The 13,313-nt window shown below is 67.4% G+C and carries 12 protein-coding genes; 8 read left to right on the top strand and 4 right to left on the bottom strand.

Annotated elements, in window-relative coordinates; all coding sequences use genetic code 11:
- The 7 genes from KB874_RS22255 to KB874_RS22285 form a co-directional block, all read left to right on the top strand.
- Positions 1–476, top strand: a 476-nt coding sequence (locus KB874_RS22255) for a 2OG-Fe(II) oxygenase (protein WP_212538774.1), incomplete at its 5' end; no start/stop codon positions are given.
- Positions 457–1,260 carry an SAM-dependent methyltransferase gene (locus KB874_RS22260; RefSeq protein WP_212538775.1) on the top strand — a complete coding sequence of 268 codons (804 nt, stop codon included), beginning with the start codon at positions 457–459 and terminating at the stop codon, positions 1,258–1,260. The genes KB874_RS22255 and KB874_RS22260, both read left to right, overlap by 20 nt.
- A 178-nt stretch (positions 1,261–1,438) precedes the next feature.
- Positions 1,439–3,232: an SLC13 family permease gene (locus tag KB874_RS22265; RefSeq protein WP_212538776.1), complete on the top strand. Its 1,794-nt coding sequence runs from the start codon at positions 1,439–1,441 to the stop codon at positions 3,230–3,232.
- A 225-nt stretch (positions 3,233–3,457) separates the two neighbouring features.
- A complete protein-coding gene (gene repA / locus KB874_RS22270) occupies positions 3,458–4,633 on the top strand; it encodes a plasmid partitioning protein RepA (protein WP_212538777.1) in 1,176 nt (391 codons plus the stop codon).
- Positions 4,633–5,625: a plasmid partitioning protein RepB gene (gene repB, locus KB874_RS22275; protein WP_212538778.1), complete on the top strand. Its 993-nt coding sequence runs from the start codon at positions 4,633–4,635 to the stop codon at positions 5,623–5,625. The genes repA and repB overlap by 1 nt, the downstream gene beginning before the upstream one ends.
- Positions 5,626–5,889: 264 nt before the next feature.
- Complete coding sequence (repC, locus tag KB874_RS22280) at positions 5,890–7,035, top strand: plasmid replication protein RepC (protein ID WP_283055213.1); 1,146 nt, start codon at positions 5,890–5,892, stop codon at positions 7,033–7,035.
- 145 nt (positions 7,036–7,180) lie between these two features.
- Positions 7,181–8,428 (top strand): glycerate kinase type-2 family protein, encoded by a 1,248-nt coding sequence (locus KB874_RS22285; protein WP_249200749.1) that lies wholly within the window; start codon positions 7,181–7,183, stop codon positions 8,426–8,428.
- Positions 8,429–8,617: 189 nt separating this feature from the next.
- Here KB874_RS22285 and KB874_RS22290 read toward each other — a convergent pair whose 3' ends face one another.
- From KB874_RS22290 to KB874_RS22305, 4 genes are read right to left on the bottom strand one after another with little or no spacing between them, the layout of a single operon-like run.
- Entirely contained in the window at positions 8,618–9,895 is a 1,278-nt protein-coding gene (locus KB874_RS22290; protein ID WP_212538781.1) for a flavin-dependent oxidoreductase, read from the bottom strand.
- Positions 9,896–9,908: 13 nt separating this feature from the next.
- Positions 9,909–10,784: an amidohydrolase family protein gene (locus KB874_RS22295; protein WP_212538798.1), complete on the bottom strand. Its 876-nt coding sequence runs from the start codon at positions 10,782–10,784 to the stop codon at positions 9,909–9,911.
- Positions 10,781–11,248 carry a MarR family winged helix-turn-helix transcriptional regulator gene (locus tag KB874_RS22300; RefSeq protein WP_212538782.1) on the bottom strand — a complete coding sequence of 156 codons (468 nt, stop codon included), beginning with the start codon at positions 11,246–11,248 and terminating at the stop codon, positions 10,781–10,783. Before KB874_RS22300 ends, KB874_RS22295 begins: the two co-directional genes overlap by 4 nt.
- The gene (locus KB874_RS22305) at positions 11,241–12,029 is read right to left on the bottom strand and encodes a crotonase/enoyl-CoA hydratase family protein (protein WP_212538783.1); all 789 of its coding nucleotides are present in this window, start codon (positions 12,027–12,029) and stop codon (positions 11,241–11,243) included. The genes KB874_RS22300 and KB874_RS22305 overlap by 8 nt, the downstream gene beginning before the upstream one ends.
- Before the next feature lie 98 nt (positions 12,030–12,127).
- Here KB874_RS22305 and KB874_RS22310 point away from each other — a divergent pair, with 98 nt between their 5' ends.
- Positions 12,128–13,168 carry a methyltransferase gene (locus KB874_RS22310; protein ID WP_212538784.1) on the top strand — a complete coding sequence of 347 codons (1,041 nt, stop codon included), beginning with the start codon at positions 12,128–12,130 and terminating at the stop codon, positions 13,166–13,168.
- Positions 13,169–13,313 lie beyond the last annotated feature (145 nt).

Below are 13,313 nucleotides of genomic sequence, written 5' to 3' on the forward strand. Positions count from 1 at the left end.
CCGCGCTGGACGACGGGCCGGCCTATGGCGCGGCTCCCGGCCCGCAACCCGGCTCACGGTATCATTTTACCACCATTCGCGGCCATGGCACGGGCGGTTTCATCCCGCCGCATTTCGACAATGAAAGCGCGCTGCGTCCGTCCTACCGCCACCTTGCCACGCTGATCGAACAGTCGATCTTTTCCTTCGTCCTGGCCTTCAGCCGCGCCGAGGCGGGCGGCGCGCTGGAGTTCTTCAACCTGACCGCCGCAGACCATGCCGACCGGTTCCGCAATGTCGACGGACCGACCCCTCCGCCCTCGGTCGACGGGGTGGAAAAGGTCTCGATCCGGCTGGCGCCGGGCGACCTGATCGCGGTGAACTCGGGCGGCTACCTGCATCGCGTGACCCCGGTCGAGGGGCCGCGGACGCGCTGGACGGCCTGCACCTTCATGGCGCGATCGAGGTCTGGCGATCATGTCCACTGCTGGGGGTGATCCCGCCCTGCCCTATGTCGTCCCGCTGATCGCCGAGGCGCGCGCCGGGCAAGGATCGGGTCACATGCACCTGGGCTTGTGGCCCTCTCCGCCGGCGCGGATCACGGCCGAGGACTGGCGCGCGGCGCAGGACAGGATGACGGCAATGGTGCTCGACCTGGCCGATCTGCGCGACGGCCAGCGCATCGCCGACATCGCCTGCGGGCTTGGCGGGACGCTGCGCGCCATTGCCGCGCGGGTGCGGTCCCGGGCGCTCTTCGGGGTGAATATCGACCCTGTGCAACTGCAACTCTGCCCCTCGGATCTTGCCGATTGCGTGCAGGCGGACGCAACCGCCCTGCCCTTCTCGGCGCAAAGCCTGGACCGCGCGATCTGCCTCGAGGCCGCGTTCCATTTCTCTGACCGCGCCGCCTTCCTCGCCTCTGTGGCAGGGGCCTTGGCGCCCGGCGGTCTCCTCGTCCTGGCCGACATTCTGTTGCAACCGGGGCCGCTGACACCGGGTGAAGGGGCTGCGCTTGCCGGCCTGCTGCGGCGCGATTTCGGCCCCTGGCCGCAGCCCTGGCTGACACCGGCCGAGCTTGAAACGATGGCCGCGCGCGCCGGGTTCGAGAGGATCGCGCATCACGACATCACCGCCCGGACGCGACCCAGCCATGCCTTCATCTGCGGGCCGCGCAGGCCCGAGCCCCCCCGGTCAGGCATCGAGGCGCTGCGCTTTCTGCATGAGAGCGGGCTGCTGCATTACGGGATATTCGTTCTGCGCAGGCCGGGTTCGCAGCCGTGACCGTCCGGTGGCAGGGCATCTTTCCGATGCCACCGGCATCGCCCCGCAATCGAATCCGGCCCTTGTCGCCAGGCTGCGCGGACAGGCGCGCGGGGTCCGGCGCGGGCGGATTTGCGGACCGCCCGCAGGTCTGGAACAATGACCCGTGCAGATCCGTACCCCGAAGGGAGCCGATTCAGTGACGCCCGACCAACTGGCGCTTTGCGCGATCCTCGGCGTGACCGTCCTGCTCTTCGTCAGCGGGCGATTGCGGCACGACCTCGTGGCCATCGCCGCCCTGCTGGCGTCGGTGCTGGCCGGGCTGGTCCCGGCAGACCGCGCCTTCGAGGGGTTTGGCAGCACCGCCGTCATCACCGTGGCCTGCGTACTGATCCTGTCGAACGCGCTGCAGCGCTCGGGCGCGGTTGATGCCTTTGCCCGCGCCGTGCTGCCCGCCGATCCGGGCCTCGTGACGATGATCGCGGCGCTGACCGGCATTGCCGCGCTGCTGTCGGCCTTCATGAACAACGTCGGCGCGCTGGCCCTGCTGATGCCGATCGCGCTCAAGGCCGCCGCGCGGTTCGACCTGCCTCCCAGCCGCCTGCTGATGCCGCTGTCCTTCGGCTCGATCCTGGGGGGCATGACGACGCTGATCGGAACGCCGCCGAACCTGATCGTCGCCGATTACCGGCGCGAGATCACCGGCGAGGCCTTTGGCATGTTCGATTTCGCGCCCGTGGGCCTTGCCGTCGCCGTTGCCGGGCTGCTGTTCATCCTGCTGGTCGGCTGGCGTCTGGTGCCGGTCCGCAAGCGCTCCGGCACCGAGGGTTTCGACACCGGCACCTATTTCTCCGAGGTCCACGTGCCGGAGGGCGCCAAGGCAGAGGGCATGACCCTGCGCGAGATCGAGGCCGCCATCACCGAGACAGAGATCCAGGTCCTGGGCCTGGTGCGCCGCGGCATCCTCGAATCCGCCCCGCCCACCGGGATACGGGTCCGCGCCGGCGACATCCTCATCGTCGAGGCCGAGACGGAGGGTTTCAGCGCCGCCGTATCGACGCTGGGCCTCGTGATGCAGCAGCCCGCCGCCGACGCCGCCGAAGGCGACACGACGCTCGAGCGGTTCCGCGACGGTGAGGGCCATGTCGAACTGATGGAGATGGTGGTCGGCCCGAAATCCCCGCTGGTCGGTCGCTCGCCCCGCGGCCTGCGGCTGCGCGACCGATTCCGCATCTCGTTGCTGGCGATCAGCCGGCAGGACCGCCGCCGGATCGGCCGCATCGGCACCGCGCGGTTCATGCCCGGGGACGTGCTGCTGATGCAGGGCAACCCCGACGCGCTGGCCGAGTTTGCCGCCGATCACGACTGTCTGCCGCTGGCCGACCGCCCGCTGGGCTTTCCCTCGCGCCGCCAGATGCTGACGGCGGCCGGGATCATGCTGGGCACCGTGGCGCTGGCGGCCAGCGGGCTGGTGGCAGCGCCGGTCGCCTTCGCCCTCGGCGTGCTTCTGTCGGCACTGACCGGCACGGTTCCGGTGCGCCGACTCTATGACGCGGTCGACTGGCCGGTGATCGTGCTGCTGGGCTGCCTGCTGCCGGTGGCCAATGCCATGCTCGACACCGGCACCGCCGACCTGCTGGCGGGTGTCCTGGTGGGCACTCTTGCCGGGGGGGCACCGGTGATCGCGCTGGTGCTGGTGCTGGTCGTCACGATGACGCTGTCGGACGTGATGAACAACGCCGCCACGGTCGCCGTCATGGCACCCATCGCGCTCGGCATCGCCAACACGCTGGGTGCGCCGGTCGACGTCTTCCTGATGGCCGTGGCGATCGGCGGCTCCTGCGCGTTTCTCACGCCCATCGGGCACCAGAACAACACGCTGATCCTTGGCCCCGGCGGCTTCCGGTTTGCCGATTACTGGCGCCTCGGCCTGCCGCTCGAGGTCATCGTGGTCGCCGTCGCCACCCCGATGCTACTTCTGGTCTGGGGATAAGGTCACAGGCGACTTGTGCCCCTGCCCGCCCCGGCCACAAGATGCGGCAGAAAAACCTTGCCCGAATCCCGTTTAGCGGCCATTAACTTACGCACAGAAGCGAAAATAACGCGATTTGCCGTAACAACGCGCCGAAACAGGCGGGCAGGATTGCGCAGAACAGGCCCGCAAACGGGCGACCGAGGCAGCAGGCCGCAAGGCCGGACCGGATCGAGGAGCGCGCGGATGCAGCGCAAGGAACGCATCGACAAGCTGGTGGGCGAACACGCCTCCCGGCTTTCGGAACGACTTCAGGCACACAGGGCCTCCCTGTTTCCGCCCAATGCCGCCAAGGCCCTGCGCAAGTTCACCTCCGGCGAGGTCGCCGACCTGCTGGGCGTCAAGGACGCCTACCTGCGCAAGCTGCACCTGGACGGTCGCGGCCCCTCGCCCGAGGTCTCGACCGGTGGCCGCCGTCTCTATTCCCCCTCCGACATCCTCGCCCTGCGCCACCATCTCGAAGCTGGGGCAAAGACCCCTGGCACCTACCTGCCGGGCCGGCGCGAGGGCGATCACCTGCAATCCATCGCCGTCATCAACTTCAAGGGCGGCTCGGGCAAGACCACGACCTCGGCCCACCTGGCGCAGCGCCTTGCGCTCAAGGGCTACCGCGTGCTGGCCATCGACCTCGATCCGCAGGCCAGCCTTTCGGCGCTGCACGGCTTCCAGCCGGAATTCGACCTGCTGGACGGCGGCACGCTGTATGACGCGATCCGCTACGAGGATCCGAAACCGCTCACGGATATCATCCAGAAGACCTATTTCCCCAATCTCGACCTCGTGCCCGGCAATCTCGACCTGATGGAGTTCGAGCACGACACGCCGCGCGCCCTTATGAACCGGGACGGGACGCTCTTCTTTACCAGGATCGACACTGTTCTGGCCCAGGTCGAGGGCGATTACGACGTCTGCGTGATCGACTGCCCGCCGCAATTGGGGTTCCTCACCATGTCCGCGCTGTCCGCCGCGACGGCGGTCCTCGTCACCGTGCATCCCCAGATGCTCGACGTCATGTCGATGTGCCAGTTCCTGCTGATGACCTCCAACCTGCTCGAGGTGGTGGCCGACGCGGGCGGCGACATGACCTATGACTGGATGCGCTATCTCATCACCCGGTATGAGCCCGGCGATGGACCGCAGAACCAGATGGTCAGCTTCATGCGCGGCATGTTCGGCGACCATGTGCTGAACCACCCTGTGCTGAAATCCACCGCGATTTCCGACGCGGGTATCACCAAGCAGACACTCTACGAGGTGGAGCGCAGCCAGTTCACGCGCACCACCTATGACAGGGCCATGGAAAGCCTCAACGCCTCCAACGACGAGATCGAGGCGCTGATCCAGGCCGCATGGGGGCGCTGATGGCACGAAAGAACCTGCTCAAGGGCCTGATGGAAGGCGACGGGACGGCGAAAACAGAGACTGTTTCGCCTGAAAACACCCCTGCTCCCGAGGCACGCTCACCCTATAAAAGGGGCGCGATCGGCGCTGTCTCACGCTCGATCGCCGATCTGAAAAGCCGATCTGTCATGGATCTCGACCCGTTCACCATCCGCGACGGCGGCCTTGCCGACCGGCTGGAACATGACGAGGAGGACCACGCGCGGCTGATGGACAGTCTCAAGACTTACGGCCAGCAGGTGCCCGTCCTGGTCCGCCCGATGCCGGGCGCGGAGGGCCAGTATCAGATCGTCTACGGACGCCGCCGCGTGCTGGCGCTGCGCGATCTTGGACTGCCGGTCAAGGCGATGATCCGCGACCTGGACGACGACGCCGCAATCATGGCGCAGGGCCAGGAAAACGCCGCGCGGCGGGATCTGAGCTTCATCGAAAAAGTCAATTTCGCCCGCCAGATGACCGAGGCCGGCTATGACCGCAAGACGGTCTGCGACGCGCTGGCCACCGACAAGACGCTGATCTCGCGCATGTTGTCCATTGCGCAGACGGTGCCGATCGAGATGATCGAGATGATCGGTGCGGCGCCCGGAATCGGGCGCGACCGCTGGCTCTCCTTCGCCCGTCTCTGGGAGGAAAAAGGCGGTCGTTCAGGCGATACAGAGACTGCGCGCGACATGATCGCAGCCGCCTGCGCCGAGACGTCCGATGCCCGTTTCGACGCCTTGCTGGCCTGGCTGGAAAAGCGCGGCTCGGGCCACTCCCGGCCCCCTGCCCCGCGTCCGCGCCGCGATCCGCAAACGGTGCTGCGTCCCGACGGCGCGCCCTTGGCCGAAATCCGGCGCAGCAACCGGTCGGTCACGATCACCCTGCCCGCCTCCGACCAATTTACCGATTGGTTGGAATCCAACCTTACCGAGATTCACCGCGACTGGGAAAAATCCCGCGACGGTGAGTGAACCGCCGGTTTCCGGCAACAAACCCGAGCAGCAAGAAAGGAGGCACGCCCCGAAAAGCAGAAAAAGAAAAGCCCCCCAGGATCGTCCCGGAAGGCCCTTCAGTGTTGTAGCAAACCCAAGGTAGCCTCTGGCGTTGACAGCTGTCAACAACCGTCGATTCGGCGGAGCAATAAATTCATGTCCGATCTGTTCCCCGTCCTGCGGCGCCCCATGCCGCAGGTCCGAAAGGTCTGGCCGTCACTCTGCTTTTTTGCGTGATACGCAATGCAAATCCTGACCCGAACCCCGTTTCGGCCCGCCCGCGTGCAGGCCGACCCTGTTTCTTCGCGCCGTCGCACGCCCGTCACGGGCTTTTCCATGGACAAATGGGCCGTGCTGCGGGCGCTCACCACAGCCCGGTCGCAATTCGGCCTGTCGGACCGCAGCCTGGCGGTTCTGTCGGCCCTGCTGTCCTGCCTGCCCGACCGCCCCCTGACCGCGGGTGCGGGACTGATCGTCTTTCCCTCGAACCGGACACTCTCTGCCCGCGTCCATGGCATGCCCGAAAGCACCCTGCGCCGGCACCTCGCCACCCTCTGCCGCAGCGGCCTGATCGCACGCCACGACAGCCCGAACGGCAAGCGCTACGCCCGGCGCGGCACGGATGGCGCGATTTCGACTGCCTTCGGCTTTGACCTGACGCCGCTTCTGGCCCGGACACCCGAGATCCTCGATGCCTGCCATGCAATCGAGGCCGCGAACCGCGAAATCACCGCCCTGCGCGAACGCTGCGTGCTGTTGCTGCGCGACCTGACCCGCCAGCTGGAGGCTCACCCCCCTGTCCCGCATCTGCACGACCAGGCCGAGGATGCCCTGCGCCTGGCACGACGCGCCTTGCGCCGCAAACTATCCGCCGAGGCCCTGAACGCGCTGTTCCAAAGCCTCACCGACCTGTCGGACCTGTTGACACCTGCCCCCGAAACCCAGCCCGCGACACCCGAAACGAGCGCCACCGGCAGCCGAAATGAGCGGCACAAAGAACACCAGGAAAACTATCACTTTGAAGAAGAGGAGCCGCAAAAAACCGAGCCCGTATCACCTGACATCGACCTGAGCGATCTGCTGAGAAAAGCGCCGGACATTCACGACTACGCCCAGCTCCCCATCCGACGCTGGAACGACCTTTTTGAAACCGCCGCCTTTGTCAGTCCGATGATCGGAATTCACCCAAGGCTTTGGGCCGAAGGTTGTGGCGCTCTTGGACGCTGCGGCGCGGCGGTGGTGGTGACCTGCATGCTCCAGACCGTTCAGAAGATCGAGAACCCGGGAGGCTACTTCCGCAGTCTTGTCCAGATGGCACGGAAAGGGCGGTTTTCGCCGGAAGCGATGGTTCAGGCGCTGCAAGCGCCGGGACAGGGGAAGGCGGCGTGACAGGCAAAAAGTTGACAGCTGTCAACTCAGGCGTCTTGTTTGCGGGGCAGGGCGATTGCGTCTACATTCAACGGCGCTATCGCGGTTCCGTCTTGAAACGCCGGATCAAACACCGGACGTTGAGAGCATGACACAAGGATCCGCCATGCCCATTTCCGATCCCGCCACATTGCTGCGAACGCTGTTCGATCGCGCCGTCGCCGTTGCCGATCCAATGCTTTGCGTGCCACAGGCGTTGGGACCAAAGCCGGAGGGTCGGGTCCTGGTGGTAGGCGCAGGCAAGGCCTCGGCCCGGATGGCGGAGGCGGTGGAAAGCGCCTGGGGCCCGTGCGAAGGGCTAGTCATCACGCGCTACGGCTATGCAAGGCCCTGTCAGGGCATCGAGATCGTCGAGGCGGCTCATCCGGTGCCGGACCAGGCGGGGCTGCAGGCCACGGCACGGCTGCTGGATCTTCTGGCCGGGCTGGGGCAGGGGGACCGGGTGCTGGCGCTGATCTCGGGCGGGGCCTCGGCGCTGATGGTGCAGCCTGCGGGCGACATCACGCTGGCCGAAAAGGCCCGGATCAACGCTGACCTGCTGGCCTCGGGCGCGCCTATCGACGCGATGAACAGGGTGCGCAAGCACCTCAGCCGGGTCAAGGGCGGGCAGTTGGCCGCTGCCGCCTACCCGGCCGAGATGGAGGCGCTGATCATCTCGGACGTACCGGGGGATGACCCGGCCTTCATCGCCTCGGGTCCGACGGTGGGAGATGAGACGACGCCACAGCAGGCGCGGGCGATCCTGGAGCGCTGGGGCGTGAGCCTGCCAGCTTCGGCGGAGGCCGTGCTGAACGGTGCGACCGGCGTGTTAAGGCCAGGCGATCCACGTCTGTCGCGTGTCACGAACCGGGTGATCGCCGCACCGTCGCAATCGCTGGAGGCGGCGGCCGAGGTCGGCCGCGGGGCGGGTTGTCAGGTGCGCATCCTGGGCGATGCGCTGGAAGGCGAGGCGCGCGAGCTGGCGGCGGATCATGCGCGGCTGGCACTGGAGTCGCGGTCGGACCGGCCGGTGCTGCTGCTGTCGGGTGGCGAATGCACCGTGACGCGGCGCGGCGACGGGGTAGGGGGCCCGAACGCGGAATACGCCCTGGCCCTCGCGCTGGCGCTGGACGGGGCAGGGGGCGTGCACGCCATCGCCTGCGATACGGACGGGGTCGACGGCGCGGCCGAGGTGGCGGGGGCGATGGTCGGCCCTGACACGCTGGAACGTGCCAGGGCGGCCGGGATCGACGCCGCGCAGGCCTTGACGCGGAACGATGCGCATACGTTCTTTGCGGGGATCGGCGGGCAGGTCGTGACCGGGCCGACGTTAACGAATGTTAACGATTTCCGGGCGGTGCTGGTCCTGCCGTGAGGGGCTTACGAGCGCGGGTGCTCGCCACAGTTTGGCTCGGGCGACCAGTCCGGGCCGCGCCCGACCCTCCCCCCGGGAGGGCGCACTGGCGATGTCAGTAGCCGCACGCGCGTCGTGCGGGCTTTCGAGATAAAGCGCTGACCACGAGGGTTGCGACGCGCCCACCCAGGGTCGGGCGCGGCCCTCCGCTCAGACAGCGGCCCTTGCCCCCTCGGGGATCATCCTCGGCGCCTCGTTCAGCTTGTCCCGGGCAAAGCCCGCCGCGCGCTTGTAATCCGCCATGAAGGCCGCGCGCTCTGCGGCCGGGATCACCGCGTCGATGTTGTCAAAGACCCCGCCGCAGCGCTGGTCCACGAGGTTCAGCAACCCGAACGGCCCCGCGCCACGGTTGCGCAGCACCAGTTGCCCGACCGGCCCGGCGAGTTGCGCATCATACGCCTCAAGCGCTTGTGGCGTGACGCCGTGGGTCAGCATCGCGGCACCCAGCGTGCGGGCATCCATGATGGCCTGCGACGCCCCGTTGGAACCGGTGGGATACATGGCATGGGCGGCGTCCCCCAGCAGCGCCACGCGCCCGTCGATCCATGTAGGGATCGGGTCGCGGTCGATCATCGGGTTGCGATACGCAACGTCCGCGCCGCGCAGCAGGGCAGGGACGTCGAGCCAGTCGTAGCGGAAGGCGTCGAAATGATGGGCAAAGCTGTCGATCGGCACAGGCTGGAACCAGCCGGCATCCTTCCAGCCGTGGGAAGGATCGACGGTCAGTTCGGCGATCCAGTTGATCTGGGCCAGGCCGTCGGCGTCCGGATGCGAGATCGGGTAGATGACCATCCGGTGCTCATGCGTGCCGAGACCGATGAAGGACGACCCGGTGCGGATCGGTTTCGCCCGCGTGGTGCCCCGCCACATGATCGCGCCGCCCCAGTGTATGGGCGGCTGATCCGGATGCATCTGCGCGCGGATGGGGGAATGGATGCCCTCGGCCCCGATCAGCAGGGTTCCGGTCATCTCTGCCGGTCCTTCCGGCGTGCGCAGCTGGACGGTCACGCCATCCGGGCCGTTTCGATAGCCCGTGACCTCTGTCGCGGTGCGTAGGGCGTCCGGGCCGGCGCGGTGGCGGAACACGTCCATCAGCAGCATGTGGAAGCGCCCGCGATGAGCGGCGTATTGCGGCCAGCGATACCCGGCCTCCAGCCCGCGCGGCTCGGCAAAGATGTCGTTGCCGTTCAGGCCCACCAGCGCCCATTCACGGGCGGGCAGGCCGACCGTGTCCAGCCTGTCTGCGCCCAGGCCAAGGTCGAAAAGCTCGCGCACGGCGTTGGGTTGCAGGTTGATCCCGACGCCCAGCGGCTTCGGCTCGCGGACCTTTTCGAAGACCACGCAGGGCACGCCGACCTGGTGCAGGGTCAGCGCGGTGACCAGTCCGCCAATCCCGCCGCCGGCGATCATCACCAGGGGGTGCGTCATGTGCGGATCTCCGTCACAGCTTCAGAAGCCGACGAGCGTTTTCTTTGAGAATCAATGGCTTGACCTCATCCTTTATGCTGATCGTGTCGAAATCCGCCAGCCAGCGGTCAGGCGTGATGGCGGGCCAGTCCGAGCCGAATAGCATCTTCCTCTTCAGGATCGAGTTGGCGTAATGCACGAAGATCGGCGGGAAGTATTTCGGGCTCCAGCCGGACATGTCGATATAGACGTTGGGCTTGTGCTGGGCGACCATCAGACCCTCTTCGGTCCAGGGAAAGGACGGATGGGCGAGGACGATGGGCGTGTCGGGGAAATCCACCGCCACGTCGTCGACATGCACGGGGTTGGAGTATTTCAGCCGCATTCCCATGCCGCCGCGCATCCCCGATCCCACGCCGGTCTGCCCGGTGTGGAACAGCATGATCGCGCCTTCCTCTGCGATCGCCTCATAGAGAGGATAGGCCCAGCGGTCGTTCGGGTAGAAACCCTGCATGGTCGGGTGGAACTTGAACCCGCGCACGCCGAAGTCGCGCACCAGCCGCCGCGCCTCGCGGGCGCCGGCCTTGCCCTTGGCGGGGTCGATGCTGGCGAAGGGGATCAGGATGTCGTCGTTCTCGGCGGCGATCTGCGCGACTTCCTCGTTTGAATAGCGGCGAAAGCCGGTTTCGCGCTCGGCATCGACGGGAAAGATCACGGCGCCGATCCGGCGTTCGCGGAAATACTGCGCGGTTTGCTGGACGCTGGGCAACATGCCATCGGCGCCTGCGGGGTTGCGGAAGTATTTCGCCATGCCGGCCTGGAAGTCGTCATAGCCGTCGTCGCGCGGACCGCAGCAGGGTTCCTCGGCATGGGTGTGGAAATCGATGGCGACCAGGTCGTCGAGGTTCAGGGGCATGGCGTGTCGGGCTCCTTCAGGCCGATATGCTTGCGCAGCAGGCGTTTCAGGGTGGTGGTCTCGTCCGGCGTCAGGCGGGCGGTTTCGCGCGGCTGTTGGGTGTCGAAGGCGGGGCGCAGGGCGGCGACGCGGGCGTGGCCGGTGTCGGTCAGCCAGAGTTCGACGGCGCGGCGGTCGTCCTGAGGCACGGTGCGGGACACGAGGCCGTCACGTTCCATCGCACGGACCATCTTGGTCATGTGCGCGCGCTTGATCGTCAGGGCGCGGGCCAGCACGCCCTGGCGGATGCCTGGGTTGGCCGACAGGACCAGCAGCACGGAAAGTTCACCAGGATGCACGTCCAGCCCGGCCATCCCGTCGAAGAAATCGGCGAAGGCGCGCAGTTGCGACAGCCGCAGCAGAAAGCCCAGGCTTTCGGACAGCGGGCCGTAGTCGACGCTGTCCGGGAGGTCAGTCATCGCCGGGCGCCTTGACCCGTGCGGCGCGCTTTTCGAGGAAATCGCGCAGGCGCTGCTGCGCATCCTCGGTCATGCTGGCCAGCGAGGCGACCATGCTTTCGGTGAACAGCCCGTCCTCGGACGACATGTCGGCAATGCGGGGCAGGGCGTTGATGATGGCGTAATTGGTGAATTGCGCGTTCTCGGCGATCCGTTCGGCCAGGCGCATGGCGTGGTCCAGCGCCTGGCCTTCGGGAACCACATGGGTCACGCCGCCCCAGCGTTCCATGTCTTCGGCATCCAGAACGCGCCCCGTGAGCATCATGTCGGCCATGCGCGCCGGTCCGATCAGCCGCGCGATGCGCACCGACCCGCCGCCGCCGACAAAGATGCCGCGGCTTCCCTCGGGCAGGGCGAAGAAGGCGGTGCTGTCGGCCACGCGCAGATGGGTCGAGGCCGCCAGTTCCAGCCCGCCGCCCACCGCCGCGCCGGAAATCGCGCTGACGAAGGGGATCGTGCCGCGTTCGATCCGGTCGAAGGCCTCGTGCCAGCGGCGCGAGCCGAGCACCGCCTCGAACAGCGGTTTCTCGGAATGCTCGGACAGGTCCAGCCCGGCGCAGAAATGCGGCCCGTGGCCAAAGATCACGCCGGCCCGCGCCTCGCGTCCGGCGCGGATCGCCGCCGCCTCGAGCGCATCGATGACCGCGTCGGAGACCGCGTTACGCTTGGCCGCGCGGTTCAGGCCGATCCGCGCGACGGCGCCGTGCAGTTCGTAGGTGACGAGCGTTCCGGTATCGGCCATCCTGACCCCGAGGCAATGCGCGAAGATTGTATCCCAGTAAACAAGATGCCGGAACCGCGTCAACCGCGGCGTCTCTTGCCGCGAGGACGAAAGCCGGGATGACCCCGCCCGATACCCTGCCCTTCGGGGCCGAAGATGCCTTTCTGACCGACCTCTCGGGCGTGGCCGCGTTGCGCGAGGCGGTGGCGCTCGGGCTGATCGATGCGCTGGAGGACCGACGCGACGCGGCCGCACTGGCGCAGCGGCTGGGCGTGCCCGAGCGTGGCTTGCGCCTGTTGCTTCTGATGCTGGAGGATGCGGGGGTCATCGCCGGGGGCGGGTTGACCGAGGGTTTCGCGGCAGTCTGGGACACGCGCCGGTTCGTGCTCTGCGCCAAGCTGGAGTTCCTGCACCGCGCCGCGCTGGACGTGGGCGAGGATTTGCACGGGCTCTTGTTCGACCTGCGCGGGTTCCAGGCGCGGGCACGGACCTTTGGCTTTTTCCGATATGACCGGGCGCTGGACGTGTCGGATGCGGCGCTGGCGGCCAGCCGCCCCTGGGTCGATTACGTCACCGCCCTGTCGCTGACCGAGACGCCGCACCTGCTGCCAGCGATCGACCTGGGCGGGGCGCGACGCCTGCTGGAGATCGGTGGCAATACCGGCGTGCTGTCAGAAGCGCTGCTGGAGCGCGACCCTGGCTTGACCGCGGCGGTGCTGGACCTTCCCGCCGTCTGCGCGCTGGGACGGCAGCGCATGGCCGGGCGCCCGGCGGAGGCGCGGCTGCGCTTTGTCGCGGGGGATGCGCGGCAGGAGCCCTGGCCCGGCCCGGCCGACGCGATCCTGTTCAAGTCGGTGCTGCATGACTGGCCCGAGGCCGAGATGCGGCAGTTCCTGTCCCGCGCAGCCGCGCGGCTGGCACCGGGCGGGCGCCTCGTGATCTGCGAACGCATCCCGATGGAGGATGCGGCGCCACCCTTTCCGCTGTGGATGCTGGCCAACCTGGTCTTTGCGCCCTTCTACCGGGCGCCGCAGGTCTACGCCGATATCCTGTCAGGTCTCGGGTTGGTCCCCGAGCCCCCCAAAAGAGTCGATCTGGACCTGCCTTTCGCCGTTCTGGCTGCGCGGAAACCGGTCGAGGGTTCGTCTGGCTCTTTCTAACCATGTGAGACGCAACAGATTTTTTCGTCTCCGAGAAAGATAAATCAGGTGAACGAAACGTTACCTCACGTTACGGTGGTGGAGCGAACAGCCCGATCAACCGGGGAACTTTGGCGTTTTCCACGCCATTGAAGGGATTGCTGAC

Source organism: Thetidibacter halocola (assembly GCF_018224955.1).
GTDB classification, from domain to species: Bacteria; Pseudomonadota; Alphaproteobacteria; order Rhodobacterales; family Rhodobacteraceae; genus Thetidibacter; species Thetidibacter halocola.

Bases quoted from the DNA above. Each gene is read 5' to 3' on its own strand.
- KB874_RS22260 (WP_212538775.1), top strand. From the start codon at position 457: ATGTCCACTGCTGGGGGTGATCCCGCCCTGCCCTATGTCGTCCCGCTG.
- repA (WP_212538777.1), top strand. From the start codon at position 3,458: ATGCAGCGCAAGGAACGCATCGACAAGCTGGTGGGCGAACACGCCTCC.
- repB (WP_212538778.1), top strand. From the start codon at position 4,633: ATGGCACGAAAGAACCTGCTCAAGGGCCTGATGGAAGGCGACGGGACG.
- repC (WP_283055213.1), top strand. From the start codon at position 5,890: ATGCAAATCCTGACCCGAACCCCGTTTCGGCCCGCCCGCGTGCAGGCC.
- KB874_RS22285 (WP_249200749.1), top strand. From the start codon at position 7,181: ATGCCCATTTCCGATCCCGCCACATTGCTGCGAACGCTGTTCGATCGC.
- KB874_RS22290 (WP_212538781.1), bottom strand. From the start codon at position 9,895: ATGACGCACCCCCTGGTGATGATCGCCGGCGGCGGGATTGGCGGACTG.
- KB874_RS22300 (WP_212538782.1), bottom strand. From the start codon at position 11,248: ATGACTGACCTCCCGGACAGCGTCGACTACGGCCCGCTGTCCGAAAGC.
- KB874_RS22305 (WP_212538783.1), bottom strand. From the start codon at position 12,029: ATGGCCGATACCGGAACGCTCGTCACCTACGAACTGCACGGCGCCGTC.
- KB874_RS22310 (WP_212538784.1), top strand. From the start codon at position 12,128: ATGACCCCGCCCGATACCCTGCCCTTCGGGGCCGAAGATGCCTTTCTG.